The following is a 26,475-nucleotide window of genomic DNA, read 5'->3' as shown; positions in this document are numbered from 1 at the left end:
CAGCAAATCCCGAGCCGATCAGAGCTCACCGACCGAACAGGAGGCCACCCCCGCGGCACTGACCGCCTGAACCATCACATCGAAGAATCACACGACGACGTCGTACACCACGCCCCTGGACTTGACCGCGACCTGACGTGTCGAGCTCCCGGCTGCGACAAGCCCGCGACCCACTGCGACATCGACCATACGGTTCCGTGGCCGCACGGCGGGACCGTTGCCGCCGACCTCAAATGCCTGTGCCGCGATCACCACATTCTGAAGACGTTCTGGGGCTGGAAAGACCAACAGCTGCCCGACGGCACCGTGATCTGGACGCTGCCCGACGGCCAGACCTACGTCACGACGCCCGGAAGCGTCCTGCTGTTTCCCGCGCTGATGACCCCCACCGGCCCGCCGGCGACCCCACCGCCTCCACCGCACCACTGCGGCAACCGGTCCGCGATGATGCCCCGACGGCGCACAACACGAGCACAGAACCGCGCCCACCGCATCGCCAACGAACGGGTCCGCAACCGGGCCGACCGCACACCCGCCACAGCACGTCGGACACCGCGTGGCGGGGACGACGATCCGCCTCCCTTCTAGGTTCGTCTTCACTCTGGCATGCTGTGTGGCATGACTGAGCCGCAGTTCGGAGGCACCGAGGGCGTACCGCCGCCCAACTACCCGCCGCCTCCGCCGAATTACCCGATGCCGCCGCAGTATCCGGCCCAGGGAGGCTATGTCGACCCGTCTGCGCCATTCGGGCGGCATCCGGTCACGGGTGAACCGTTGTCGGACAAGTCGAAGGTCATCGCCGGGCTGCTGCAACTGATCGGCTTGTTCGGGCTGGTCGGCTTGGGCCGCATCTACCTGGGCGACACCAAACTGGGTGTCATCCAGCTCGTCGTCGGCCTTCTCACCTGCGGGATCGGTGCCGTCATCTGGGGGATCATCGACGCGATCATGATCCTGACCGGCAGCGTGCGAGACCCGCAGGGACGCCCCTTGCGTGATGGAACGTAGCGCCCTTTCGCTCGGTACGGGTGCCCTGGCGATCGGTGCCCTGGCCTACGTCGGCGTGGCCGACCCGCACCGGCCCGGGTCAGTGTTCCCGCCCTGTCCATTCCGTCTGCTCACCGGGTGGAACTGCCCGGCATGCGGCGGCCTGCGGATGACCCACGACCTGCTTCACGGTGACCTGCCCGCCGCCGTCGTCGACAATGTTTTTCTGCTGGTGGGTCTGCCGTTGCTCGCGATCTGGGCGCTGTGGCGGGTCAAGCGAGGCGAGCGCGTCTTGTCGATGCGCGCGCTCACCGTGATCGCGCTCGCGGCGATCGCCTGGACGGTGGTCCGCAACCTGCCCGGCTTCCCGCTGGTCCCCACATTAATCAGTCAGTAGCGACCCGCCCACGCTGATACACTCGGATTTCGAATCATCGGGCCGATGCAGTCCCTGAACCACACTCGTCAGACTGCGGCAAGGCCACCATCCAGCACCAGCTTTCCCGCCGCATGACCGACCGCGGAGGAGCCTGGAATGCTGTTCTCAGCACTTCCCGAAGCGCAGGGTTTGTACGACCCCCAGCACGAGTCCGACTCGTGCGGCGTCGCGATGGTGGCCGACATTCAGGGCCGACGATCGCACCAGATCGTCGCCGACGGCCTGACGGCGCTGGAGCACCTCGAACACCGCGGTGCCGCCGGCGCCGAGCCGAACAGTGGCGACGGCGCGGGCATCCTGCTGCAGCTGCCGGTCGAATTGCTCAGGGACGTAGTCGAATTCGATCTTCCGGCACCGACTGTCAACGGCTGCAACACCTTCGCGGCCGGTATCTGCTTCCTGCCCCAGGACCCGGTCGCTCGGCTGGCCGCTCTGGACCGGGTGCAGGCCATCGCCGACGAGGAGGGCGTTCAGGTCCTCGGCTGGCGCACGGTCCCAGTCGACCCGATCGGCGCCGAGGTCGGTGCGACGGCACTGGGATGTATGCCGCACATGTCGATGCTGTTCGTCGCGGCGCCCGAGCGAAACGGCAACCGCCCCGGCGGAATCGACCTCGATCGCCTGGTCTACCCGGTACGCAAGCGCGCTGAGCAGGGACCCGACAGCGTCTACTTCCCGTCGCTGTCCAGTCGCACGCTGGCCTACAAGGGCATGCTCACCACGATGCAGCTGCCCAAGTACTTCGCGGACCTGCGCGACGAACGCTGCATGAGCGCGATCGCGATCGTGCACAGCCGCTTCTCCACCAATACGTTCCCGTCCTGGCCCCTGGCGCATCCGTTCCGCTTCGTGGCTCACAACGGCGAGATCAACACCGTGCGTGGCAACCGCAACCGCATGCACGCCCGGGAAGCCATGCTGGCCAGCACCAAGATCCCCGGCGATCTGAGCCGGCTGTCGCCGATCTGCACACCGGACGCCTCGGACTCCGCATCTTTCGACCAGGTGCTCGAGCTGTTGCACCTCGGTGGTCGCAGCCTGCCGCACGCGGTGATGATGATGATCCCGGAAGCCTGGGAGAACAACACCACCCTTGACCCGGCCCGCCGCGCCTTCTGCCAGTACCACGCCTCGCTGATGGAGCCGTGGGACGGCCCAGCCTGCGTGACGTTCACCGACGGCACCGTTGTCGGAGCGGTGTTGGACCGCAACGGATTACGGCCCGGCCGGTGGTGGCGCACCATCGACGACCGGATTGTCCTCGCCAGCGAGAGCGGTGTGCTGGACATCCCGCCGGGCGAAGTCGTCGCCAAAGGCCGGCTGGAACCGGGCAAGATGTTCCTGATCGACACCGCCGCCCGGCGCATCGTGTCCGACGACGAGATCAAGGCTGAACTGGCCGCCGAGCACCCGTACGGAGAATGGCTGCACGCCGGGCTGCTCGACATCGCAACCCTGCCGGTCCGCACCCGCGTCTCGCCCAATCACGAATCAGTGGTCCGCCGTCAGATCGCGTTCGGCTACACCGAAGAAGACCTGCGGATCATGCTGACGCCGATGGCCGCCTCCGGCCAGGAGCCTCTCGGGTCGATGGGTACCGACACCCCGGTGGCCGTGCTGTCCCAACGCCCCAAGCTGCTCTACGACTACTTCATCGAACTGTTCGCCCAGGTGACCAACCCGCCGCTGGACGCCATCCGCGAGGAGATCGTCACGTCGCTGGCTCGCGTCATGGGCCCCGAGCAGAACCTGCTGGAGCCCACCGCGGCGTCGTGCCGCCAGATCTTGTTGCACTGGCCGGTGCTGGACAACGACGAGCTGAACCGGATCGTCCACATCAACGACGACGGCGAGCAGCCCGGTCTGAAGTCCGCCGTCCTCAAGGCGCTCTACGACGTGGAGCGCGGCGGCGAAGGCCTGGCCGACGCCATCGAGGAGCTGCGCCACCGGGCGGGCGAGGCGATCGCCAAAGGCGCACGCACACTGGTGATCTCCGATCGCGACTCCGACCACACCAGGGCGCCGATCCCGTCGCTGCTGGCCGTTGCGGCTGTACACCACCATCTGGTCCGCACCAAGCAGCGCACCATGGTCGCGCTGGTCGTGGAAAGCGGTGACGCCCGCGAGGTCCACCACATCGCGCTACTGATCGGATACGGTGCGGCTGCGGTCAACCCGTACCTGGCCTTCGAGTCGATCGAGGACCTCATCCGCGAAGGTGAGCTCACCGGGATCGACGCTGGCACTGCGGTGCGCAACTACCTCAAGGCGCTCGGCAAGGGCGTCATGAAGGTGATGAGCAAGATGGGTATCTCGACTGTCGGTTCCTACACGGCCGCCCAAGCTTTCGAGGCCGTCGGGTTGAGCAGGGACGTGGTCGACGAGTATCTGACCGGAACCGTAAGCCAGCTCGGCGGCGTCGGGCTCGACGTGCTCGCCGAGGAGGTCAAGCAGCGGCACCGTCGCGCCTACCCGGAGAACCCCACCGAGCGGGTACATCGCAGGCTGGAAGTCGGCGGTGAATATCAGTTCCGCCGCGAGGGTGAGCTGCACCTGTTCACCCCGGAAACCGTCTTCCTGCTTCAGCATTCGACGCGCACCGGGCAGGGGGAGGTGTTCGCGAAGTACTCCGAGGAGGTCAACCGCCTGTCCCGCGAGGGCGGGACACTGCGGGGTCTGTTCTCCTTCAAGAAGGGCCTGCGCCCGCCGGTCCCGCTGCACGAGGTGGAATCCGTCGACGCCATCTGCGCACGGTTCAACACCGGTGCCATGAGCTACGGCTCAATTTCCCAAGAGGCCCACGAGACCATGGCGATAGCCATGAACAACCTCGGTGGTCGGTCCAACAGTGGCGAGGGCGGCGAGGACGAAGACCGGCTCTACGACCCGCGTCGGCGCAGCGCCGTCAAACAGGTCGCCTCCGGCCGGTTCGGTGTCACCAGCGACTATCTGGTCAACGCCACCGACATCCAGATCAAGATGGCTCAGGGCGCCAAACCCGGTGAAGGCGGCCAGCTGCCCGGGTTCAAGGTGTATCCGAACATCGCCAAGACCCGGCACTCCACACCCGGTGTCGGCCTGATCTCACCGCCGCCGCACCACGACATCTACTCGATCGAGGATCTGGCCCAGCTGATCCATGACCTCAAGAACGCCAACTCGCAAGCCAGGATTCACGTCAAGCTGGTGAGCTCGGTCGGCGTCGGCACGGTGGCAGCGGGCGTGTCCAAGGCGCACGCCGACGTCGTGCTGATCTCCGGATACGACGGCGGGACCGGCGCGGCGCCGTTGACCAGCCTCAAGCATGCGGGTGCGCCGTGGGAGATCGGGCTGGCCGACACCCAGCAGACGTTGGTGCTCAACGGTCTTCGCGACCGCATCACCGTGCAGTGCGATGGCGGGTTGCGCACCGCCCGCGACGTGATGGTGGCCGCGCTGCTCGGGGCCGAGGAGTTCGGCTTCTCCACGGCACCGCTGATCGTGGCGGGCTGCATCATGATGCGGGTCTGCCACCTCGACACCTGCCCGGTCGGCGTGGCGACCCAAAACCCGGAACTGCGAGCACGTTTCAATGGCAAGCCGGAGTTCGTCGAGAACTTCTTCCGGTTCATCGCCGAGGACGTCCGCACGATGCTGGCCGAGCTCGGCTTCCGCAGCATCGACGAGGCCGTCGGCCATGCCGAGGTGCTCGACACCGATGACGGTGTGGCGCACTGGAAGACGAAGGGGCTGGATCTCAGCCCGATCTTCGCCGTGCCCACCGACGCTCACGGCGGCCCGCTGCCCCAACGGCGCCGCCTGCGCGATCAGGAGCACGGACTCGAGCACGCCCTGGACCAAACGCTGGTGGCTCTGGCTGAAGGTGCCCTCGAGGATGCCCATACCGTCCGGCTGGAGCTGCCGGTGCGCAACGTCAACCGCACCGTCGGGACACTGCTGGGCTCGGAGGTCACCCGCCGCTACGGCGCTGCGGGCCTGCCCGACGACACCATCCACGTCACGCTCACCGGCTCGGCCGGCCAGTCCATCGGCGCGTTCCTGCCGCCGGGCATCACGCTGGACCTCATCGGTGACGCGAACGACTATGTGGGCAAGGGTCTTTCCGGTGGTCGGGTGATCGTTCGGCCGCCCGACGATGTCCTGTTCCTACCTGAGGACAACGTGATCGCCGGCAACACGCTGCTGTACGGGGCTACCTCGGGGGAGGTCTTTCTGCGCGGCCGGGTCGGGGAGCGGTTCGCCGCCCGTAACTCCGGGGCCCTGGCGGTGACCGAAGGTGTCGGCGATCACGCGTGCGAGTACATGACCGGCGGGCGGGTCGTGGTGCTCGGCCGCACCGGGCGCAATATGGCGGCCGGTATGTCCGGCGGCATCGCCTTTGTGCTGGGACTGAACCCGGCCAAGGTCAACACCGCGATGGTCGAGCTGCAAAGCCTTGACCCCGACGACCTGGAATGGCTGCACGACGTGGTCGCCCGCCATGTCCACCACACCGGCAGCACGCTGGCCAAGTCGGTACTGTCCGACTGGCCAAGGCGCAGCGCCCAATTCACCAAGATCATGCCCACCGACTACCGGCGCGTGCTGGAGGCCACCCGGATGGCCAAGGCAGAGGGGCGTGACGTGGATACCGCGATCATGGAGGCAACGCGTGGCTGATCCCACCGGTTTTCTGAAGGTTCCCAAGATCGAGGCCGCCAAGCGGAACGTCGACGAGCGGGTGGGCGACTGGCGCGAGGTGTACGAGCGCCAAGACCCGAAGGACCGCGCGGGTGAAGTGTCCCAGCAGGCGCGCCGCTGCATGGACTGCGGAATCCCGTTCTGCCACTCCGGAACTGCCGGCTGCCCGCTGGGCAACCTGATCCCGGAGTGGAACGATCTGGTGCGCCGTGGTCGCTGGGATGCGGCCAGTGAACGGCTGCACGCCACGAACAACTTCCCCGAATTCACCGGTCGGCTCTGTCCCGCGCCGTGTGAGGCGGCCTGCGTGCTGTCCATCGCCGAGGAAGAGACCGGTGGAAGCGTGACGATCAAGCGCATCGAGAACACGATCGCCGACCAGGCCTGGCGGATGGGCATCGTCGAGGCGCAGCCGGCGGCGATCGGCACCGGCAAGACCGTCGCCGTGGTGGGTTCGGGGCCTGCGGGATTGGCCGCCGCCCAACAACTGACCCGCGCCGGCCATCACGTCACCGTCTACGAACGGGACGACCGGCTCGGCGGGCTGCTGCGCTACGGCATCCCCGAGTACAAGCTGGAGAAGGCCACCCTCAACCAGCGGCTGGCCCAGATGCGGGCCGAGGGAACCCGCTTCGTCACCGAATGTGAAGTTGGCGTGGATGTCTCGGTCGAGGAGCTGCGCAACCGCTTCGACGCCGTCGTGCTGGCCGTCGGCGCACTGCGCGGCCGCGACAACCAGGTCGAGGGGCGTCACCTGGGTGGGGTGCACCTGGCGATGGAGCACCTGGTCCCGGCCAACCGGGAGTGCGAAGGCGACGGACCGTCGGCGATCTCCGCCAAGGGCAAGCACGTGGTCATCATCGGCGGCGGCGACACCGGCGCGGACTGCCTGGGCACCGCACACCGCCAGGGCGCGGCATCGGTGACCCAGCTTGACTACAACCCGCAGCCGCCTGACGTCCGCGACGCCGATCTTTCCCCGTGGCCCACTTGGCCATTGGTACTGCGGAGCTCGCCCGCGCACGCCGAGGGCGGTACCGTCCACTACCAGGTGGCGGTGCAACGCTTCGTCGGCGACGACGACGGCAACGTGCGCGCCATGCAGATCGCCGAAGTGAAGGTCGAACGTGTCGACGGCCGGCGGGTCATCACGCCGGTCGGCGAACCACTGGAAATCCCTTGCGATCTGGCGCTGCTGGCCATCGGTTTCGAAGGTGTCGAGCACATGACGCTGCTCGACGATCTCGGCATCGCGCTGACCCCGCGCGGGGTGATCGGTTGCGGATCCGATTGGCAGACCGACGCACCCGGAGTGTTCGTGTGCGGTGATGCCCACCGAGGTGCGTCCCTGGTGGTGTGGGCGATCGCCGAGGGCCGCGCCGCCGCGCATGCGGTGGACGCATTCCTCATGGGGGAGTCGGATCTCCCGGCGCCGGTACGGCCCCACCAATTGCCATTGGCTGTCGGCTGAGTGAATAGCCAGCCACCCCGATCTGTATCGGTCGAGATGCCCGTGAGCCGCGACTATGCTGAGTCACCGTGACTAGACGCGGCAAAATTGTCTGTACCCTCGGCCCAGCTACCGGCACCGACGAATCGGTCAGGGCTCTGGTCGACGCCGGCATGGATGTCGCCCGCCTGAACTTCAGCCACGGTGATTACGCCGACCACGAGGCTGCCTACAAGCGAGTTCGGGCAGCCTCCGACGTCACCGCCCGTGCCGTTGGGATCCTCGCCGACCTGCAGGGACCGAAGATCCGCCTCGGACGCTTCGCCGACGGCCCCACCTACTGGGCCAACGGCGAGACGGTGCGCATCACCGTCGAGGAGTGCGAAGGTACCCACGACCGGGTCTCGACCACCTACAAGAGGCTTGCACAAGACGCCAGCCCGGGGGACCGGGTGCTCGTCGATGACGGAAACGTCGGACTCGTCGTCGAGCACATCGATGGCGACGACGTGGTCTGCACCGTCACCGAAGGCGGCAAGGTCAGCAACAACAAGGGCATGTCGCTGCCCGGGATGAACGTCTCGGCCCCAGCATTGTCGGAGAAGGACGTCGAGGACCTGGAGTTCGCGCTCCGCCTCGGCGTCGACCTGGTCGCGCTGTCGTTCGTGCGGTCGCCAACCGACGCCGAACTGGTGCACGAGGTGATGGACCGGGTCGGCCGGCGGGTTCCGGTGATCGCGAAGCTGGAGAAGCCCGAGGCGATCGACAACCTCGAGGCCATCGTGCTGGCCTTTGACGCGGTGATGGTGGCCCGCGGTGACCTCGGCGTCGAGCTGCCGCTCGAAGAGGTCCCGCTGGTGCAGAAGCGGGCCATCCAGATGGCCCGCGAGAACGCCAAGCCCGTGATCGTGGCCACCCAGATGCTCGAGTCGATGATCGAGAACTCCCGGCCCACCCGCGCCGAGGCCTCCGATGTGGCCAACGCCGTGCTCGACGGCGCCGATGCGGTGATGCTCTCCGGCGAGACCTCGGTCGGGAAGTACCCCATGGAGGCGGTGCGCACGATGGCCCGCATCATCCAGGCCGTCGAGGACAACTCGATCGCGGCGCCGCCGCTGACCCACGTGCCCCGCACCAAGCGCGGGGTCATCTCCTATGCCGCCCGCGATATCGGGGAACGGCTGGACGCCAAGGCGCTCGTTGCGTTCACCCAGTCCGGTGACACGGTCAAGCGGCTGGCCAGGCTCCACACCCACCTGCCGTTGCTGGCGTTCACCGCGCTGCCCGAGGTGCGCAGCCAGCTGGCGCTGACCTGGGGCACCGAGACGTTCATCGTCGATCACATGACGACCACCGACGACATGATTCGCCAGGTCGACAAGTCCCTGCTCGAGCTCGGCCGCTACAAGCGGGGCGACCTGGTGGTCATCGTCGCTGGTGCGCCGCCGGGAACAGTAGGCTCGACCAACCTGATCCATGTGCACCGGATCGGGGAGGACGACCACTAAGGAGACAGGCTGTTGGCCAACTCAGATCTCGACGACCTGCTGGCCATTCTCGATCTGTCCCCGATCGGCGACGACGTGTTCGCCGGCGCCCACCCCCGCAAGAACCCGCCCCGCACGTTCGGCGGGCAGCTGATGGCGCAGTCCTTCGTGGCCGCCAGCCGCACCCTGGTCCACAACATCGCCCCCAGCGCGCTGTCGGTGCATTTCATCGCGGGCGGCGACCCGCAGGTGGATATCGAATACCGCGTGGTGCGGCTGCGCGACGAGCGGCGCTTTGCCAACCGGCGCGTCGACGCGGTGCAGGGCGACACCCTGCTGGCCACGGCGCTGGTGTCGTTCACATCCGCGGGCAGCGGATTGGAGCACGGTGTTCCGATGCCCAATCTTCCTGCGCCGGAGACTCTTCCGACAATTGACGAGCTGCTGGTCGGCTACGAGAAAGTGGTGCCCGGATTCGTTGAAGCGCTGCGCCCGATCGAGTGGCGCTACACCAACGACCCGTCCTGGGTCATGCGGGAAAAGGGCGGCACGCTGACGACGAATCAGGTGTGGCTCAAGGCCGACGGGGTGATGCCCGCCGACCCGACGCTGCACACTGCGGCGATGATCTACTCGTCGGACACCACGGTGCTGGATTCGATCATCACCACGCACGGACTGTCCTGGGGCTGGGACCGCATCTTCGCGGTGACCGTCAACCATTCGCTGTGGTTCCACCGGCAGGTCGACTTCTCCGATTGGGTGCTGTACTCGACGAGTTCTCCCGCCGCCGCGGAGTCCCGGGGCCTGGGGACGGGTCACTTCTTCAGCCCGATCGGCGACGTCGTGGCCACCGTCGTGCAGGAGGGAATCGTCAAGCACTTCCCGGGAAATGCCTGATAGACGGCGTATCGTTGCTCGGGTGACCGATCCGCCGGTCCAGGTGGCGCTGCGCCTGCGAGCCAGGGAACGGGTTGTCGTACAAGTCGACACCCGGGCCGCCCGCTGGGCCGGCGCGCTGGGGTTTCTGATTGCGGCCAGCTGGCTCGCGGTGGGGCGGTCGCCCTGGTCATTGACCATTCTCGCGGCGGTCGCCTTGATCGCGCGGGGCATTTTCCTGGGCCGGCCGGTGACCGCCGCCCACGCGATCGCCGCAGGCATGGCGGTCGTCGCCGGGTTCGGCGCGCACCTGCTCGCCTTCGACGTGACGGGCGACGCCCTGATCGCATCGTCGGGACTGCTCTTGATGTGGCCGACGACGGCGCGGCCCGAGCCCGGGCTGTTGCCGCGGGTATGGGCGTTGGTCAACGCGACCAGCGGCGACCCGGTGGCGCCGTTCGCCATGCAGACGCTGAAGAGCTACTTCTTCAGCGCCGACGGCACCGCGGCGATCGCCTACCGCACGCGGCTGGGCTATGCGGTGGTCAGCGGGGACCCGATCGGTGACGAAGACCGCTTCACCGACTTGGTCGCCGACTTCGCCGGGATGTGCCACACCCGCGGCTGGCGGCTGGTGGTCCTGGGCTGCAGCGAGCGCAGGATCGGCCTGTGGCCGAACCTGCGGGCGGTCCCCATCGGCCGCGACGTGGTGATCGACGTGCCCGCGTTCGACATGGTGGGCCGCCGGTTCCGCAATCTGCGTCAGGCCGTGCAGCGTACCCACAACGTCGGCATCACCACCGAGATCGTCGCCGAACAAGAGTTGGACGACCGCCGGCTGGCCGAGCTGACCGATGTGCTGCTGTCCTCGGCGAAGGGGGCACACGTCGAGCGTGGTTTTTCGATGATCCTCGACGGCACGCTCACCGGTGACTATCCCGGCATCCTGTTGATCGTCGCGCGCGATCGCGCCGGCCGGGTCCAGGGATTCCACCGCTACGCAGTCGCGGGCGGTGGCAGCGATGTCACCCTCGACGTTCCCTGGCGGCGTCGCGGTGCGCCCAACGGAATCGACGAGCGACTATCGGTCGACATGATCGGCGCAATGAAAGACCTTGGTGCACAGCGTCTCTCATTGGCGTTCGCAGCATTCCCGGAGATCTTCAGCGACAAGGAACGCGGACGACTGCGCAGATTGCTCTATACGGCGATCCACCTCGGCGACCCGCTGATCGCGTTGGAGTCGCTCTACCGCTATCTGCGCAAGTTCCACGCGCTCGGCGAGCGCCGGTACGTGCTGTTGCCGATCAGTCAGGTGGTTCCGCTGCTGGTCATCCTGCTGTCGCTGGAATTCGTGCCGCGGCGGCGGCACCTGTCGGTCCCTACGGTGTCGGCGTCAGAGTGACGCTGAACTTGTTCTCCACCGACTGCTTGAATTCATCGGCGCACTGCTGGACGGCGGACGGATCCTGACCGGCCTTCTGAAGGCAGTCGATGTAGTCGGTGGCGCCGACTTCCTTGAACACTCCGACCCAGACGGCGATGAACGCCAATCCGATGATGATCGACAGAAAGCCGAGAATGACGCCGGCGAGCGCGACGCCGCCGTTGTTGGCTTCACCGCGCTTGGCGCGGCTGCGGCCGGCGAAGCCGATGATCACCGCGACAATGCCGAGGACGATGCCGCCGGCCACGGAGAACGACGACAACAGGGCCACGATCGCGATCACCAGTGAGGTGATGCCGAGCCCGTTGCGCGGGGCTGCCGGTGGCGGTGCGTAACCGGCGTAGGGCTGCGGCGGGGCAGGCGGATAGCCGCCCTGATACGGGCCCGGGGGATACGGGTTCGGGTAGCCCGCGGGGGGCGGCGGCGGAGTGGGTTGCTGAGGTGCCTGCTCTGGGGGCTCAGTCATGGCTTGCACGTTACCCGCCGTTGCCGATCGATAGTCGCGGACAGGTGATGTCGTTGCCAAGTTGATGGGTTGCGATCACCACCGTGCGTCCCTGGGGCAGCAGGCCGTGCCGATTGTCCAATAGCGCGCGCAGGATGCGCTGTCCGTCGGCGGCGTCGAGATGCTCGGTCGGTTCGTCGAGCAGGACGACCGGTGCGGGACACAGCAACACCCGTGCGAGCAGCAGTCGCCGGCGTTGCCCTGCCGACACCGCGGCGACGCCACCGCCCAGCACGGTGCTCAGTCCGTCGGGCAGGCTGTCGAGCCAGTCGGCCAGGCCCACCGCGGCCAGTGTTCGCATGAGCTCGTCGTCGTCGCAGTCGCCGCGGGCAACCAGCAGGTTGTCCCGGACGGTGGTGCTGAACAGGTGGGCGTCTTCGGCGAAATAGCATATGGCGCTGCGCAACTCGGATTCACTCAACGAGCCGATCGGGGCACCGTCGACCGTCATTTCGCCGCTGACCGGTGGGAGCAGACCGGCCAGGGTCATCAACAGTGCGGTCTTACCCGCGCCGCTGGCGCCGGTGACCGCCAGCCGGGCTCCGGGTTGCAGAATCAGGGAGATCGGTTGGCCCACGGGGCTGCCGGGGTAGCCGGCGCGAACTTCGCTGGCGCGCAACTCCGGTGCGTGGGCTCCGGTGGCGACGATGACCGGGGTGGTTGCGGCTTGGGCGGGAACCAGGTCGGTCAGGCGCGTTTGTGCGATCCGCCCACGGGTCAATGCGACCGCGGCCGCCGGCAGATTCATGGTGGCTTCGAACGCGGCCAGCGGCAACAACATCAAGACCGCCAGGGTCGTCGGCGCGGTGTGGGCGGCGATGCCGATTCCGACGATCACGGCGCCGATGACGCTGGCCCCGATCGCCAGGGTCGGAACCGCGGCCGCCGCAGCGGCCGGCGCGGCAGCACGGTCGATCGCCGCCCCCCAATCACGTTGGCGCTGTTCGGCTTGCGTGATCAGAGTGGGCAGCCGGCCGGCCACCCGCAACTCGGCCGAGTGCTCGAGTGCGGTGACCGCCGCGATATCGCGGTCGGATTGAAGCCGGCGGGCAACCGCCTCCTGCGCGTGTACCGCCCGCGCGGCCAGGGCCGGCGCCAGCAGGCCCGCGACCAGCAGGCATATCGCGAGGATGACGGCCGCCGACGGGGAGATCGCGGCGATGACGGCAGTGGCGGCGATGCCGAGGATGCCGGCCACTCCGATCGGGACCAGGGCGCGGACCAGGACGTCGGTGAGCGTGTCGACATCGGCGCCGACCCGGGCCAGCAAATCGCCGCTGTGCAGTCGTGCGGTGACCCCGGCCGGGCCGTGCGCCAGACGGCGGTAGATCTCGCCGCGCGCCTCGGCCGCCGCTCGTAGTGCGGTGTCGTGGGACGCGAGTCGCTCGCAGTACCCCAGGACGCCGCGGGAGATGCCGAACGTGCGAACCGCCACGACGGCCACCGACAGATCCAGCACGGGCGGCATCTGCCACGCCCGGGTGATCAGCCACGCCGACACCCCGGTCAGGGCAAGAGCACTGCCCAGCGCCAGCGAGCCGAGCGTGATCGCCAGTAGCAGCCTTGCCTTGTCAAACGCCGGCATGATGCGCGGCCTCCACCGCGATGACGTGATCGGCAATCCGCACCACAGTGTCGCGATGGGCGACCAGCACGACGGTGGCCCCTTCGGTCGCCCGCCGCTGGATTGCCTGCAGCACAGTGTGTTCCGTCACCTCATCCAGGTGTGAGGTGGGTTCGTCGAGCAACAGGACGGGGGCAGCAGAGCCCAGTGCGCGGGCCAGTCCCAGTCGCTGGCGTTGGCCGAGCGACAGCCCGAACCCGCCGCGGCCCAGCACGGTGTCCATGCCGTCGGGTAATGATTCAAGGACCGCAGCGAAACCCGATGTGTGACAGGCGCTTTGTAGATCCGACAGTGGACCGAACAGGGTCAGGTTCTCGGCGATGGTGCCGGGGATGATCACCGGGCGCTGGGCCAGCCAGGCCAGCTGCCGCCACCACGCGGTGCGTTCCAGGTCGTCGACATCGACGCCGTCGACCGTGACGCTGCCCCGCGTCGGGGTGACCAGTCCGGCGATCGTGAGCAGCGTGGTGGTCTTGCCCGCGCCGTTGCCGCCGGTCAGCACGGTGACTTCGCCCGGACGCAGCCGGCCCGACAACTGGTGCGGCGACAGTCCGTCCCGGCCGGCCACAGACAGCCCGTCGAGCACGATCGTCGCGCCGGCGGCCTCGACGGTGCGGGTGCCGGACGGCGGATCGGGGGACTGCTCGATCAACGCGAACGCCTTGTCGGCGGCGGCCTTTCCGTTCTGTGCGGCGTGGAACTCGACGCCGACGCGGCGCAGCGGCCAGAACACATCGGGTGCCAACAGCAGCACGGTCAGCCCGGCCGCCAGGCTCATCTCGCCGAACACCAGCCGCAAACCGATGCTGACCGCGACGAGCGCGACGCCCAGTGTGGCGATGAGCTCCAGAACGAGCGCCGAGAGGAACGCGATCCGCAGGGTGGCCATCGCCGATCGGCGATGGGCCGCACTGAGTTTGGCGATGCGGTCGGCCGGGCCGTCGGCGCGGCCGAGTGCACGCAGCGTGGGTATGCCCGCGATGAGGTCCATCAGCCGGGCCTGCAGCGTGGTCATCGCTTCCAGTGCGGCCGCCGACCGCTCTGCGGTGGCCAGCCCGATGAGCACCATGAAGATCGGGATCAGCGGCAACGCGACGAGCACGATGACCGCGGACTGGATGTCGTTGAACGCGATGACCACAACGGTGGCCGGGGTGAGGATTGCGGCCAGGAACAACGCGGGAAGGTAGGAGGTGAAATACGGCCGCAGCCCGTCGAGCCCGCTGGTGATCACCGTTGCGGCGTCATCGCGGCGGGTGGCGTCCGCGCCGGGTGCCACGGCGGTGACCGCCCGCAGCACCTGGCCACCGAGATCGGCGATCGCCGCGCTGGAACCGCGTTGGCCCAAACGGCCCTGCAGCCACTGCACCAGCGTCCGCAGCAGCCACAACCCCGCCAGGATCATCAGATCGGCGCGCCAGTACCCGATGCTGCGCGTGGCCGGATCGGTGACGACCCCGGCCACCAGATGGCCGAGGACGACCGCGCCGGCGATCGCGCAGCCGGAGATCACCGTCCCGCATGCGACCGTCGCGACCAGATAGCGGCGCACCGCCGACGAGGCCCGCCACAGACGTGGGTCCAGTGGGCCGGTCCGGCGCGGGCCGCCGGCGCTCAGGACACGCGCCTGCGCGGTAGACCGATCGACTTGGGGATCGACTCGGCGAAGATCCGGTTACGGAAGATCCAGTACGTCCAGGCCTGGTAGACCAGGACGATCGGAGTGAATATCAGTGCGGCCCATGTCATCACCTTCAAGGTATACGGGCTCGAGGAGCCGTTGACGATGGTCAGGTCGTAGGCCGGGTCGATCGTCGACGGCACCAGGTTCGGATACAGCGACCCGAACAGCAGGCTCACCACCGCAGCGACGACGATCGTCGTCGCCAGGAATGCCCATCCTTCGCGGACACCCCAGGCGGCCGCGACGGCGGCCAGCTGGGCCACCACGGCCAACGCCAGCACCACCCACGTCCACGGCTTCCCGTGCGCCAGTTGGGTCCACAGGCCGAACGCGGCTACCAGGACCGTCGCGGGCACACTGAGCTTGCGCGCCAATCCGATCGCGTCGGTGCGCACCGCACCACCGGACTTCAGGGCGAGGAACACCGCGCCGTGGAACAAGAACAGCGCGCAGGTGGCCAGCCCACCCAGCAGGGTGTAGGGGTTCAGCACATCGGTGACCGAGAGCCCCACGACGTTCTTGTCCGGGCCGACCGGCAGACCGTTGACGAGAATCGCGAATGCCACACCCCACAGGATCGCCGGCAGCCATGAGCCGACCGCGATCCCGATATCGCACCACCGGCGCCACTTCGGATCGTCGATCTTGCCCCGCCATTCGATGGCCACGATGCGCGCGATCATCGACAGCAGGATCACCAGCAGCGGCAGGTAGAGCGTCGAGAACACCGTGGCATACCAGTGCGGGAACGCGGCGAACATGGCGCCGCCCGCGGTGATCAGCCACACCTCGTTGCCGTCCCACACCGGGCCGATGGTGTTCAGCACGGCCCGTCGGTGCGCCTCGGCATCGTCCTTGCCGAGCCGGCCGAGCCACGTCATCACCATGCCGACGCCGAAGTCGAATCCTTCCAGGACGAAGAAGCCGAGGAACAGCACCGCCACGATGATGAACCAGAACTGTTGCAGTCCCATGATGTAACTCCTGTCCTTCGGCTCAGTAGGCGAACGACAGAGGCGCGACCTCGTCGTCACCGGGCGGCTTGGGTGGTGCGGGTTCGGAGTCGTGTTCCAGCGGTCCGGCCGTGACGTAGCGGCGCACAAGGTAGAACCAGATCACTGCGAGCACCGCGTAGAGCAACGTGAACGAGATCAGCGACACCCAGACCAGGCCGGGTCCGTGCAGGGACACCCCTTCACGGACAGTCAGCCGAACCAGTTGATCACCATCGGGATTGGGTGCGACCACCCACGGCTGGCGGCCCATCTCGGTGAACACCCAGCCGGCGATGGACGCCAGGAACGGCGTCGGCAGCGTCCAGAGGGCGAACTGGGAATACCACCGGCCGCCGGGCACCCGGCCGCCGCGGGTCAGCCACAACGTGGCCAGCGCGAACAGCAGTGGAAACGCCAGCAGGCCGATCATGGCGCGGAAAGACCAATAGGTGACGAACAGGTTCGGCACATACCACTCCGGGCCGAACTTCTGCTCGTATTGCTTCTGGAGGTCGTTGGTGCCTTCCAGCGTGACGCCGCTGAACTTGCCCTCGGCCAGGAACGGCAATACGTAGGGCACCTCGATGACCCGGGTGATGCTGTCGCAGTTGTTGTGCGTTCCCACGGTCAGGACCGAAAAGCCTGGATCGGTTTCGGTGTGACACAACGATTCCGCGGCAGCCATCTTCATCGGCTGCTGGTGGAACATCAGCTTGCCCTGGATGTCGCCGGTGAAAAACAAAGCGGCGCAAGCAGCCAACGCCACCAGCGAGCCCAGGATCGCGCCGGGTCGATACAGGGCAGAGGCGTCCGGGGCGCCCTTGCTGCGCACCATCCACCACGCGCAGACCGTCGCCACGAACGTCGCGGCAACGAGGAACGACGCCGCCACCGCGTGCCAGAAGGCCGCCACCCCGGTGTTGTTGGTGAACAACTCGGTGATGCTCTGCAGCTCGGCGCGACCGGTCGCCGGGTTGTACCGGGTGCCCACTGGATGCTGCATGAACGAATTCGCCGTGATGATGAAGAACGCCGACAGATTGACCGCGATCGCCACCAGCCAGATCGAGGTCAGGTGCAGCCACCGGGGGAGCCGGGTCCAGCCGAAGATCCACAGCCCGATAAACGTCGACTCGAGGAAGAAGGCGACCAGGCCTTCGAGCGCAAGCGGTGCGCCGAAGACGTCGCCGACGAACCGGGAGTACTCGCTCCAGTTCATGCCGAACTGGAATTCCTGCACGATGCCGGTCGCGACGCCGATCGCGAAGTTGATCAGGAAGATCTTCCCGAAGAACTTCGTCATGCGGTACCACGCCGGGTTGTCGGTCACCACCCAGATCGTCTGCATGACGGCGATCAGCGGCGCCAGCCCGATCGTCAGCGGGACGAAGATGAAGTGGTAGACGGTCGTGATTCCGAATTGCCATCGGGACACGTCAAGAGCACTCATACCGAACTCTCCAAGCACGCGAAAGGCGCGGATCGCCTACCTACGACAGAGTGTAGTAGGAATCCGCGCCGCTCGCGCTAGGGGCTTTCGGCCTTTATTGGAGGTTCTGCGACGCCTTGCGGACCCCGAACGACGCCACGATCTCGAAGACGCCGATCACGATCAGCCAGATGCCCACCACGAGGGTCAGCGTGGCCAGCGACTCGAACGGCGACGCCAGCACCACGATGCCCGCAAGCAGGCTGATGGCGCCCACGAAGATCTCCCAACCGCGGCCGGGGGTGTCGGGATCGCTGATCGCCGAGACCGCGGTGGCCATGCCGCGGAAGATGAAGCCGATTCCGATCCAGATCGCCAGCAGCAGAATGGAGTTCTGCAGGCTGCGGAAGCACATCACCGCCAGAATCAGGGCGGCGGCACCGCTGATGAACAGCAAGACCCGCCCGCCTGCGGACACATGCAGGGTGAAGGCGTGGAATACCTGCGAGATACCCGTCACCAGAAGGTAGGCGCCGAAGAAGATCGCCGCGACCAGGATGGTCTTCGCGGGCCAGACGAGTACCAGGACGCCGAGGGCGAGTGCCAGAACTCCCGACAGCAGAACCGACTTCCACAAGTGCGGCAACAGCGGCGGGGCAGAGGTAGTTGTCATGACACAAAGTGTTTCACAGCGACTTGGCGACTTGCGGTATTTGAGCAGTTCACCGGGTGAAGTGTGCACGTCAGGTTTCCGCGCCGGTGGTTCTGCTGCCGGATGGTTACACCTCTACTACTGTTCCGTTACCGGAAGTACAAAACCTGAACCACGCCATTAGTTTCGGGCGGGAGCCCGGATGCAGTCGAGAGAAAGAGGCAACCGTGCAGAACTGGTGTCGCATTGCTGGAGTGCTCGCCGTGACCGGCGCTCTGGCCCTGTCTGGCTGTAGTAGCAAGAACGAAACGAGCTCGGGTCCGTCGACCGCGACCACCGCCGCCAAGGCGCAGAAGGTCGAGGAGATCGCGGCAGGCGTTCCCGACGACATCAAGAAATCGGGCAAGCTGGTGGTCGGCGTCAACATCCCTTATGCGCCTAACGAATTCAAGGATTCCAGCGGCAAGATCGTCGGCTTCGACGTGGACCTGATGAACGCCATCGCCGCCACGCTCGGGCTGACCGCCGACTATCGCGAGGCCGACTTCGCCAAGATCATCCCGTCGATCCAGCAGGGCACCTTCAACGTCGGCATGTCGTCGTTCACCGATACCAAGGAACGCCAGGAGTCGGTCGACTTCGTCGACTACTTCAACGCGGGCATCATGTGGGCCCAGCGTCCTGGCTCACCGATCGACCCGAACAACGCGTGCGGCAAGAAGGTGGCCGTGCAGGCGACCACCACCGAGGAAACCGACGAGCTGCCCAAGAAGAGCAAGGCGTGCACCGACGCCGGTAAGCCCGCCATCGAGATCCTGAAGTTCGACGGCCAGGACGCGGCCACCAACGCCGTGGTGCTCGGCCAGGCCGACGCGATGTCGGCGGACTCGCCGGTGACCGCGTACGCCATCAAGCAGAGCAACGGCAAGCTGGAGGCCGCAGGCGAGATCTTCGACTCCGCTCCGTACGGCTGGCCGGTCGCCAAGGGTTCGCCGTTGGCGCAGTCGCTGCAGAAGGCGCTCGAGCACCTCATCGAGACCGGTGACTACAAGACGATCGCAGGCAACTGGGGCGTCGAGGCCGGGATGATCACCAAGCCGGTCATCAACGGGGGGACCAACTAAGCCTCATGAGTGTCGACGAGTCGGCCCCATCTGCCATCAACGCGGTACCACTTCGTCATCCCTGGCGGTGGGTGGGGGCGGCCGTCATCATCGTCCTGGCGGCGCTGTTCCTCTACGGCGCGGCCACCAACCCCGCCTACGGCTGGTCGACGTACGGCGAATACCTGTTCAACGAGCGCATCATGCTCGGCGTGGTCAACACGCTGCAGCTGACCGTCTACGCGATGGTGCTGGGCATCGTGCTCGGCGTGATCATGTCGGTGATGCGGCTGTCGCCGAATCCGGTATTCAGTTGGGTGGCATGGGTTTTCCTGTGGATCTTCCGCGGCACCCCGGTGTACGTGCAGTTGGTGTTCTGGGGCCTGATCCCGACGATCTACCAGAACATCCAGCTCGGCATCCCGTTCGGCCCGTCCTTCTTCCATCTCGATCTGCAGGACCTGTCGATACCGTTCCTGCTGGCGGTGATCGGTCTCGGCTTGAACGAAGCCGCCTACATGGCCGAGATCATCCGCGCCGGAATCACTTCCGTGCCCGAGGGGCAGTCGGAGGCATCGACCGCCCTGGGCATGTCGTGGGGAATGACGATGCGCCGCACCGTGCTTCCACAGGCGATGCGGGTCATCATCCCGCCGACCGGCAACGAGGTCATCAGCATGCTGAAGACCACCTCGCTGGTCACCGCCGTGCCCTATTCGTATGACCTGTACAGCATCGCCTCCCGGGAGATCGCGGCCCGGATCTTCGAGCCGGTGCCGTTGTTGATGGTGGCCGCGACCTGGTACCTGGTGGTCACCAGCGTGCTGATGGTGGGGCAGTACTACCTCGAGAAGTATTTCTCCCGCGGCATCTCTCGCAGGTTGACCTCCAAACAGCTCGCGGCATTGGCCAAGGCACAGACCGGTACGGAGGCGGGACACGTATGACAGGCGAACCCATGGTCCGTGCCGAACGAGTGTGCAAGGACTTCGGCGCACTGTCGGTACTGAAAGGCGTCACGCTGTCGGTGGACCCCGGCAAGGTGCTGGTACTGGTCGGTCCGTCGGGTTCCGGGAAGTCGACCTTCCTGCGGTGCATCAATCATCTCGAGAACGTCAGTGCCGGACGGCTTTACGTCGACGGCGAGCTGATCGGCTACCGGGAACGCGGGGGCAAGCTCCACGAGATGGCTCCGCGCGACGCGGCCAAACAACGCCGCGATATCGGGATGGTGTTCCAGCATTTCAACCTGTTCCCGCATCGCACGGCGCTGGCCAACATCATCGAATCGCCGGTGCACGTCAAGCGAGTCAAGAAGGCCGCCGCCGTCGAGCGGGCGCGTGACCTGCTCGCCCAGGTCGGCCTGTCGGACAAGGCCGACGCGTACCCGGCGCAGCTGTCCGGTGGTCAGCAGCAGCGGGTGGCCATCGCCCGTGCGCTCGCGATGGATCCCAAGCTGATGCTGTTCGACGAGCCCACCTCGGCGCTGGACCCCGAACTCGTCGGCGAGGTGCTGGGCGTGATGAAAAAGCTGGCGAGCGAGGGCATGACGATGATCGTGGTGACCCACGAGATGGGCTTCGCCCGCGAGGTCGCCGACGAGTTGGTGTTCATGGACGGTGGGGTGATCGTCGAAAACGGCCCGCCCCGCGAGGTCCTGAGCAACCCGCAGCACGACCGCACCAAGGCCTTTCTGTCGAAAGTCATGTAACTCAGCGTGCAGGTCAGCGCGGACCCGACGGCACCGCTGTGGCGAGCGGCGCAGGTGTTCCGATTGCTCAGTTACGTCTATGCCGGGTATTTCTTCGTCACCCGGATCGGTGAACTCCAGCGACCGGCGCTGGCCTGGGTGTTCTTCGGCGTGCTCAGTGCGTGGACGCTGGCCTGCGCGGCGGCGTATCTGCAGGGCTTCGGCCGGCGGACCGGATGGGTGATCGCCGAGATCGTGATCGTGGTGGCCCTGATGCTGTCCACCGAGTTGGTGGCCTCCGATCAGTGGGTGGCCGACAACCAGTCGCTGCCGACGACGTTGTGGGCGACCAACGCGACGATCTCGGCGGCGATCCTGCTCGGCCCGGTCGGCGGGATGGCGGCCGGCCTGGCCGTGATGGCCGCAGCAGCAACGATGAAGGGCCAGGTCAACCTCGATGTGGGCCGCAATGCGTCGATCGTGATCGAGCTGGCGGTGGGTCTGGCGGTCGGTATGGCCGCGCAGACCGCGCGGCGCGCGCACGCCGAACTGGAACGCGCGGTGCGCCTCTCGGCCGCACTCGAGGAACGTGAGCGGCTCTCCCGTCAGGTGCACGACGGTGTCGTTCAGGTCTTGGCGCTGATGGCCAAGAAGGGACCGGAGTGGGGTGGAGAGGCGATCGAGCTCGGGGAACTGGCCGGTGAGCAGGAACGTGCGCTGCGGCGGCTGATCTCGAGCGTCGGGCCGGAGGAGAGTTCGGGTGCCGTCGATGTGCGGATGCTGTTGTCGCGCCGGGAATCCGACCGGGTGTCGCTGAGTCTGCCCGGTACGCCGGTGCTGCTGGATTCGGCGGTGGCCGTCGAGTTGGATGCGGCGGTGGGCAACGCGCTGGACAACGTCGTCGCCCACGCCGGGCCACGTGCCAGCGCATTCGTGTTCCTCGAGGACGTCGGCGACAGCGTCACGGTCAGCGTTCGCGATGACGGCGTGGGCATCCCGGAAGGCCGGCTGGAGCAGGCCGCCGCCGACGGCCGGGCGGGGATATCGAAGTCGATTGTCGGACGGCTGCATTCACTGGGCGGTACCGCGACACTGTCGACCGACTCCTGTGGAACCGAGTGGGAGCTGAGCGTACCGAGGGGGACCGATGGAGGCTGAGCCGATAACGGTGATGGTGGTCGACGACCATCCGATCTGGCGTGACGCGGTGGCCCGCGATCTCGCCGACGACGGTTTCAGTGTGGTCGCGACGGCCGACGGGGTGGACTCGGCTCGCCGTCGCGCCGCGGTGGTTCACCCGGCGGTGGTGCTGATGGACATGCGACTGGGCGACGGCGACGGTGCGCAGGCCACCGCAGGAGTGCTGGAGGTCTCGCCGAGCTCGCGGGTGCTGGTGTTGTCGGCGTCCGGTGAACGAGACGATGTCCTGGAGGCGGTCAAGGCGGGCGCCATCGGCTATCTGGTGAAGAGCGCGTCGCGGACCGAACTGGCCGAGGCGGTGCGCGCCACCGCCGCAGGACGCGCGGTGTTCACCCCCGGGCTGGCCGGCCTGGTCCTTGGCGAGTACCGCAGGATGGCGAAGAGCCCGGACGGGCCTGCCGCCAGCCTGACCGAGCGAGAGACCGAGATCCTGCGCTATGTGGCAAAAGGGTTGACCGCCAAGCAGATTGGCGCCAAGCTGTCGCTGAGTCATCGCACGGTGGAAAACCACGTGCAGGCCACTTTCGGGAAATTGCAGGTGGCCAACCGGGTCGAGCTGGCCCGCTACGCGATCGAACACGGGCTCGACCAAGAGTGACAACCGGGTAGTACTACTCATCCGCCCCGGCCGGCCGGCGCCGACGATGAATGCCATGAACGATCCGCAGCGTGCTGTGCTGGCCCGGCTGTCCCAGGAATTCGGCGCCATGTCGGCGCAAATGGCCAGGGTGTCGGCCACGCTCAATGAGCTGAATCTCACCCAAGGTGCGCCGCCGCCCCCGGCACCGCAGCCGACTCCGATGCCTTACTGGCAACCGCCGCCCCCCGCGTACGCGCCACCACGGCCGGCGCCACCTCCGGTGAAAGTGGGGGATCCCGATCGGGGCTGGATCGGCAAGGCGCTGGCGGTGGCCGGTGTCGGCGTCACGCTGATCGGCGTTGTGCTGCTGCTGGTGCTCGCCGCGCAGGCCGGCCTGCTGCGGCCCGAACTGCGGGTGGCCGCCGGTGGTGTGCTGGGAGCGGTCCTGGTCGGTATAGGCATCCGCGTGCACGCCCGGCCCGGTGGCCGGGTCGGTGCGATCGCGCTGAGCGCCACCGGGATCGCCGCGCTCTACATGGACGTCATGGCCGTCACGACGATCTACCACTGGGTGGTGGCGCCGGTCGCGCTGGTGATCGGCGCGGTCGTCGGCGGCGGCGGGCTCAGCCTGGCCCGGCGCTGGAACTCCGAGCAGCTCGCCGTGCTGGTGCTGGTGCCGCTGCTGGTGTTGGCCCCGGTCATCACCGACGGCGTGACGCTGCTGCTCATCGGATTCATGATCGCGCTGTCGGCTGCGGCATTGCTGATCCAAATCGGCCGGGACTGGTTGTGGATGCACGCCGCCCGCACCGCGGCGGTGACGCTGCCACTGTTCATCGCGCTGCTGGCCGGCCACTTCGGGTCCACGGCGGACACCGGGCTGCTCGGCGCCGCCACCGGGATCGCCGCACTGCTGAGCATTGTCAGCGCCCTTCTGCTGCTCCCGTCAACCGCCAACCGGGCGTGGATGGCCGTCGTCACCGTCGGCGGCCTGGTTCCGGTGCTGGTCGCCGGCATCGCGGTGGATCGCTGGCTCGCGGTGCTGCTCGCCGGCGCCGTGTCGGTGTTCCTGCTGGCGATCGTGCTGGTCGCCGATCGTCTGCCCGGCGTCGAAGGGGTGGTCGCTCAGGTGTGGTCGGCGGCATCGGCGGCCGCCGCACTGGTGGCGATCACGGTGGCCTTCGATGGCGAGGTGGCCGCGCCGGTCCTGCTGGCGCTGGGCGCCATGGTGGCACTCACCGGGCGACGCGACGTCGTCGCCCGCTGGGCTGCAACGGGATTGGGTTCCGTGGGGGCGCTGATGTTCTTCGGCCACGCGCCCGACATCCTCGCCGACGGCTGGCGCCTCACGGTTGCGGCAGCGGTGTCGACCCTGGTGGGCAGCGTGGTGCTGGTGGTGTGGGCGGCGACCGTGGCGTGGGCCTTCCGCACGGGGTGGGTTGCCGCGGCGCTGGTGTCGGTCTATGCGGTGACCGTGTTCTCCGTGACGGCCGGAGTGCTGATCGGCGGGCCGGAGAAGGGGTTCTTGGCCGGGCACATGGCGGCCACGATCTGCTGGATCGGGCTGGCGGCGGGACTGTTTGCCATCGGACAGCGGGCCGGCGGGCTGGTGCTCACCTCGGCGGCGATGGCCAAGCTGTTCCTGTTCGACCTGGGCACGCTCGACGGCATCTTCCGGGTGGTGGCCTTCATCGTGGTCGGTCTGGTGTTGCTGGCCATGGGCACCCGCTACGCCCGCAGCCTGGCCGCCCGACGTGACGAAGCAGACAGCGAATCCGGGCAGCAGTCGCCGCTTGCGCCGTGTTGAAACTCGCATGACAACGACGACCGGACAACGACGAAACTCCGCAGAGGTAACCGGATTCCAGGCATCACCCGAGCTCGCAGGCAACCTGCAGCGCGTCCTGGTTGATCTCATCGAACTTCACCTGCAGGGCAAGCAGGCGCACTGGACCGTGGTCGGGACGAACTTCCGCGATCTGCATCTGCAGCTCGACGAACTCGTCGACTTCGCCCGCGAGTCCAGCGACACGATCGCCGAGCGGATGCGAGCCCTCGATGCCGTACCCGACGGACGTTCGGACACCGTCGCGGCCACCACCAGCGTTCCGCAGATTCCCGCCTACGAGCACACCACCACCGACGTCGTCGACCTGATCACCACGGCGACTTATGCCGTGGTCGGTACGCTGCGTGACGTCCACGACGCCGTCGACGCCGAGGACCCGAGCACCGCAGACCTGCTGCACCAGGTGATCGACGGCCTGGAGAAGCTGGCCTGGCTGATCAAGTCGGAGAACCGGAAGGTCTAGCCGGTTGGACTCTCGACCCGCCCAGTCTCTTCCTGGGCGGGTCGATCGCTGTCCGCGGCAGGCGCGGGCCGGCGGCTCACCAGATACCAGGTGTGCATGACGCCCTTGCCCTTGACCTCGACGTCGCCACGCTCCTCCAGGACGAAGCGGTCCCGGAGGCGTTCGTATACGTCCTGGGGCACCTGAATGCGTCCTTCGGGGTCGGTGGTCTCCATCCGGGAGGCGACGTTGACCGCGTCACCCCAGACGTCGTAGAAGAACCGGCGCGCCCCGACCACCCCGGCCACCACCGGCCCGGCCGCCATGCCCATCCGCAGCGGCACCGGCTGGCCGTTCGGGTCGCGCAGGTCACGCACCGCCTTAGACATGTCCAGGGCGAGGTTGGCCAGCGCCTCGACGTGGTCGTCTCTGAGCTCGGGAACGCCGCTGACCACCATGTACGAGTCGCCGGTGGTCTTGATCTTCTCCAGGCCGTGCTTGTCGACCAGCCGGTCGAACGTGGTGTAGAGCCGGTCCAGGAAGCGCACCAGTTCGGAGGGTGGAATCTGGCTGGCCCGCTGGGTGAATCCGGCGATGTCGGCGAACAGGATCGAGGCGTCGTCGAAGCGGTCGGCGATCACGCCGCGGGCCGGATCCTTCAGCCGGGCGGCGATGCTGGCGGGCAGGATGTTGGCCAGCAGCGCCTCGGAGCGCAGGTATTCGAATTCCATGGCGGCCTCGGCCCGGGACACCTCCCGCAGGGCGTACCAGACCGTCGCGAACACCATCACGCACGTGGTCACCGTGGTGATGACGAAACCGGTGTTGACCAGCCAACGTGGCTGGATCCCGGTGTCGCCGGGCACCAGGAACTGCGACGCAATGGTCAGCCCAGCGCCGATCGCGACCACCGTCGAGGCCAGCGCGACGTGCTCGACGCCGAGGATCAGCACCGCCAGCGACGCCGACACCAGGTAGTAGAACTGGATGCCGGAGTCCGTCCCCACCTGCCAGCCGACCGTGCTCACCGACAGGAACGCGAAAAACACGAACACCAGGGCGGCGATAATCTCGCCGAAGCGGTGCAGCAGCGGAACGGCGATGAAGATGGCCGCGGTGCCGAGGTTGATCAACCCGATGACGATCAGGCCCGAGCCGGTGACCAGCTGCAGGATTCCCACCACAGCGGTGACGACGGCGGCCATCGCCGCCGCGATGTTGAGCACCCGCTGCCGGCGTTTGATGGATTCGGCCCAGTGCAGGTTGCGGGCGGGAGCACGGCGCTGCATGCGCTCGCAGTCCGCGCGCTGATTCGGCCCGCCCGGCGGCACCGAACCAGCGCATTTCCGCAGG

Annotated in this window: 22 protein-coding genes; 15 read left to right on the top strand and 7 right to left on the bottom strand. The window is 67.3% G+C overall.

What is annotated here, in order from left to right; translation table 11 throughout:
• From HPC46_RS18295 to HPC46_RS18260, 8 genes are all read left to right on the top strand, one after another.
• The coding region (locus HPC46_RS18295; protein ID WP_233716490.1) for an HNH endonuclease signature motif containing protein at positions 1 to 588 on the top strand (588 nt) is incomplete at its 5' end.
• 30 nt (positions 589 to 618) lie between these two features.
• Complete coding sequence (locus HPC46_RS18290) at positions 619 to 1,008, top strand: TM2 domain-containing protein (RefSeq protein ID WP_179472402.1); 390 nt, start codon at positions 619 to 621, stop codon at positions 1,006 to 1,008.
• A complete protein-coding gene (locus tag HPC46_RS18285) occupies positions 998 to 1,384 on the top strand; it encodes a DUF2752 domain-containing protein (protein ID WP_179472400.1) in 387 nt (128 codons plus the stop codon). The genes HPC46_RS18290 and HPC46_RS18285 overlap by 11 nt, the downstream gene beginning before the upstream one ends.
• 138 nt (positions 1,385 to 1,522) lie before the next feature.
• A complete protein-coding gene (gene gltB, locus HPC46_RS18280) occupies positions 1,523 to 6,085 on the top strand; it encodes a glutamate synthase large subunit (RefSeq protein WP_179472398.1) in 4,563 nt (1,520 codons plus the stop codon).
• Entirely contained in the window at positions 6,078 to 7,577 is a 1,500-nt protein-coding gene (locus HPC46_RS18275) for a glutamate synthase subunit beta (protein ID WP_179472396.1), read from the top strand. The genes gltB and HPC46_RS18275 overlap by 8 nt, the downstream gene beginning before the upstream one ends.
• Positions 7,578 to 7,645: 68 nt before the next feature.
• Complete coding sequence (gene pyk, locus HPC46_RS18270; RefSeq protein WP_179472394.1) at positions 7,646 to 9,064, top strand: pyruvate kinase; 1,419 nt, start codon at positions 7,646 to 7,648, stop codon at positions 9,062 to 9,064.
• A 12-nt stretch (positions 9,065 to 9,076) separates the two neighbouring features.
• Entirely contained in the window at positions 9,077 to 9,943 is an 867-nt protein-coding gene (locus HPC46_RS18265) for an acyl-CoA thioesterase (protein WP_179472392.1), read from the top strand.
• Positions 9,944 to 9,965: 22 nt separating this feature from the next.
• On the top strand, positions 9,966 to 11,327 hold the full coding sequence (locus HPC46_RS18260; RefSeq protein WP_179472390.1) for an MprF family protein: 1,362 nt from the start codon (positions 9,966 to 9,968) through the stop codon (positions 11,325 to 11,327).
• Here HPC46_RS18260 and HPC46_RS18255 read toward each other — a convergent pair.
• The 6 genes from HPC46_RS18255 to HPC46_RS18230 form a co-directional block, all read right to left on the bottom strand.
• Entirely contained in the window at positions 11,305 to 11,835 is a 531-nt protein-coding gene (locus HPC46_RS18255) for a DUF4190 domain-containing protein (protein ID WP_179472388.1), read from the bottom strand. The genes HPC46_RS18260 and HPC46_RS18255 overlap by 23 nt on opposite strands.
• Before the next feature lie 10 nt (positions 11,836 to 11,845).
• Positions 11,846 to 13,459, bottom strand: a complete 1,614-nt coding sequence (gene cydC, locus HPC46_RS18250; protein ID WP_179472386.1) for a thiol reductant ABC exporter subunit CydC — start codon at positions 13,457 to 13,459, stop codon at positions 11,846 to 11,848.
• Positions 13,446 to 15,050 (bottom strand): thiol reductant ABC exporter subunit CydD, encoded by a 1,605-nt coding sequence (gene cydD, locus HPC46_RS18245; RefSeq protein WP_179472384.1) that lies wholly within the window; start codon positions 15,048 to 15,050, stop codon positions 13,446 to 13,448. Before cydD ends, cydC begins: the two co-directional genes overlap by 14 nt.
• A gap of 62 nt (positions 15,051 to 15,112) precedes the next feature.
• On the bottom strand, positions 15,113 to 16,156 hold the full coding sequence (cydB, locus tag HPC46_RS18240; protein ID WP_179472382.1) for a cytochrome d ubiquinol oxidase subunit II: 1,044 nt from the start codon (positions 16,154 to 16,156) through the stop codon (positions 15,113 to 15,115).
• 22 nt (positions 16,157 to 16,178) lie between these two features.
• Positions 16,179 to 17,627, bottom strand: coding sequence for a cytochrome ubiquinol oxidase subunit I (locus tag HPC46_RS18235; RefSeq protein WP_179472380.1), 1,449 nt, complete (start codon positions 17,625 to 17,627; stop codon positions 16,179 to 16,181).
• 94 nt (positions 17,628 to 17,721) lie between these two features.
• Complete coding sequence (locus HPC46_RS18230) at positions 17,722 to 18,279, bottom strand: HdeD family acid-resistance protein (protein WP_179472378.1); 558 nt, start codon at positions 18,277 to 18,279, stop codon at positions 17,722 to 17,724.
• A 206-nt stretch (positions 18,280 to 18,485) separates the two neighbouring features.
• Between HPC46_RS18230 and HPC46_RS18225 the strand changes: the two genes are divergently transcribed.
• Genes HPC46_RS18225 through HPC46_RS18195 form a run of 7 tightly spaced genes read left to right on the top strand, consistent with a single transcriptional unit; the run spans position 18,486 to position 25,143 of the window.
• Positions 18,486 to 19,382 (top strand): ABC transporter substrate-binding protein, encoded by an 897-nt coding sequence (locus HPC46_RS18225; protein ID WP_179472376.1) that lies wholly within the window; start codon positions 18,486 to 18,488, stop codon positions 19,380 to 19,382.
• Between the two features lie 5 nt (positions 19,383 to 19,387).
• Complete coding sequence (locus HPC46_RS18220) at positions 19,388 to 20,308, top strand: amino acid ABC transporter permease (protein WP_179472374.1); 921 nt, start codon at positions 19,388 to 19,390, stop codon at positions 20,306 to 20,308.
• A gap of 11 nt (positions 20,309 to 20,319) precedes the next feature.
• Positions 20,320 to 21,072 (top strand): amino acid ABC transporter ATP-binding protein, encoded by a 753-nt coding sequence (locus HPC46_RS18215; RefSeq protein ID WP_179472424.1) that lies wholly within the window; start codon positions 20,320 to 20,322, stop codon positions 21,070 to 21,072.
• Positions 21,073 to 21,078: 6 nt separating this feature from the next.
• Positions 21,079 to 22,209: a MacS family sensor histidine kinase gene (gene macS, locus HPC46_RS18210; RefSeq protein WP_179472372.1), complete on the top strand. Its 1,131-nt coding sequence runs from the start codon at positions 21,079 to 21,081 to the stop codon at positions 22,207 to 22,209.
• The gene (locus HPC46_RS18205) at positions 22,199 to 22,849 is read left to right on the top strand and encodes a response regulator (RefSeq protein ID WP_179472370.1); all 651 of its coding nucleotides are present in this window, start codon (positions 22,199 to 22,201) and stop codon (positions 22,847 to 22,849) included. Before macS ends, HPC46_RS18205 begins: the two co-directional genes overlap by 11 nt.
• Before the next feature lie 46 nt (positions 22,850 to 22,895).
• Positions 22,896 to 24,638: a DUF2339 domain-containing protein gene (locus HPC46_RS18200; protein WP_179472368.1), complete on the top strand. Its 1,743-nt coding sequence runs from the start codon at positions 22,896 to 22,898 to the stop codon at positions 24,636 to 24,638.
• 7 nt (positions 24,639 to 24,645) lie between these two features.
• Complete coding sequence (locus HPC46_RS18195; RefSeq protein ID WP_179472366.1) at positions 24,646 to 25,143, top strand: Dps family protein; 498 nt, start codon at positions 24,646 to 24,648, stop codon at positions 25,141 to 25,143.
• Here the strand turns inward: HPC46_RS18195 and HPC46_RS18190 are convergent.
• Positions 25,140 to 26,411, bottom strand: coding sequence for an adenylate/guanylate cyclase domain-containing protein (locus tag HPC46_RS18190; protein ID WP_233716496.1), 1,272 nt, complete (start codon positions 26,409 to 26,411; stop codon positions 25,140 to 25,142). The two genes, HPC46_RS18195 and HPC46_RS18190, sit on opposite strands and share 4 nt — an antisense overlap.
• Positions 26,412 to 26,475: the final 64 nt, after the last annotated feature.

The sequence above is a fragment of the Mycolicibacterium vinylchloridicum genome (assembly GCF_013404075.1).
GTDB lineage: Bacteria > Actinomycetota > Actinomycetes > Mycobacteriales > Mycobacteriaceae > Mycobacterium > Mycobacterium vinylchloridicum.
The sequence above is the reverse complement of the archived record's forward strand: the minus strand, read 5'-3'. Positions and strand labels throughout refer to the sequence as shown.

Coding starts and splice junctions, on each gene's coding strand:
- HPC46_RS18215 (WP_179472424.1), top strand. CDS start 20,320: ATGGTCCGTGCCGAACGAGTGTGCAAGGACTTCGGCGCACTGTCGGTA.
- HPC46_RS18200 (WP_179472368.1), top strand. CDS start 22,896: ATGAATGCCATGAACGATCCGCAGCGTGCTGTGCTGGCCCGGCTGTCC.
- HPC46_RS18230 (WP_179472378.1), bottom strand. CDS start 18,279: ATGACAACTACCTCTGCCCCGCCGCTGTTGCCGCACTTGTGGAAGTCG.
- gltB (WP_179472398.1), top strand. CDS start 1,523: ATGCTGTTCTCAGCACTTCCCGAAGCGCAGGGTTTGTACGACCCCCAG.
- HPC46_RS18290 (WP_179472402.1), top strand. CDS start 619: ATGACTGAGCCGCAGTTCGGAGGCACCGAGGGCGTACCGCCGCCCAAC.
- HPC46_RS18195 (WP_179472366.1), top strand. CDS start 24,646: ATGACAACGACGACCGGACAACGACGAAACTCCGCAGAGGTAACCGGA.
- HPC46_RS18220 (WP_179472374.1), top strand. CDS start 19,388: ATGAGTGTCGACGAGTCGGCCCCATCTGCCATCAACGCGGTACCACTT.
- HPC46_RS18190 (WP_233716496.1), bottom strand. CDS start 26,411: ATGCAGCGCCGTGCTCCCGCCCGCAACCTGCACTGGGCCGAATCCATC.
- HPC46_RS18205 (WP_179472370.1), top strand. CDS start 22,199: ATGGAGGCTGAGCCGATAACGGTGATGGTGGTCGACGACCATCCGATC.
- HPC46_RS18285 (WP_179472400.1), top strand. CDS start 998: ATGGAACGTAGCGCCCTTTCGCTCGGTACGGGTGCCCTGGCGATCGGT.
- HPC46_RS18255 (WP_179472388.1), bottom strand. CDS start 11,835: ATGACTGAGCCCCCAGAGCAGGCACCTCAGCAACCCACTCCGCCGCCG.
- cydC (WP_179472386.1), bottom strand. CDS start 13,459: ATGCCGGCGTTTGACAAGGCAAGGCTGCTACTGGCGATCACGCTCGGC.
- cydB (WP_179472382.1), bottom strand. CDS start 16,156: ATGGGACTGCAACAGTTCTGGTTCATCATCGTGGCGGTGCTGTTCCTC.
- HPC46_RS18235 (WP_179472380.1), bottom strand. CDS start 17,627: ATGAGTGCTCTTGACGTGTCCCGATGGCAATTCGGAATCACGACCGTC.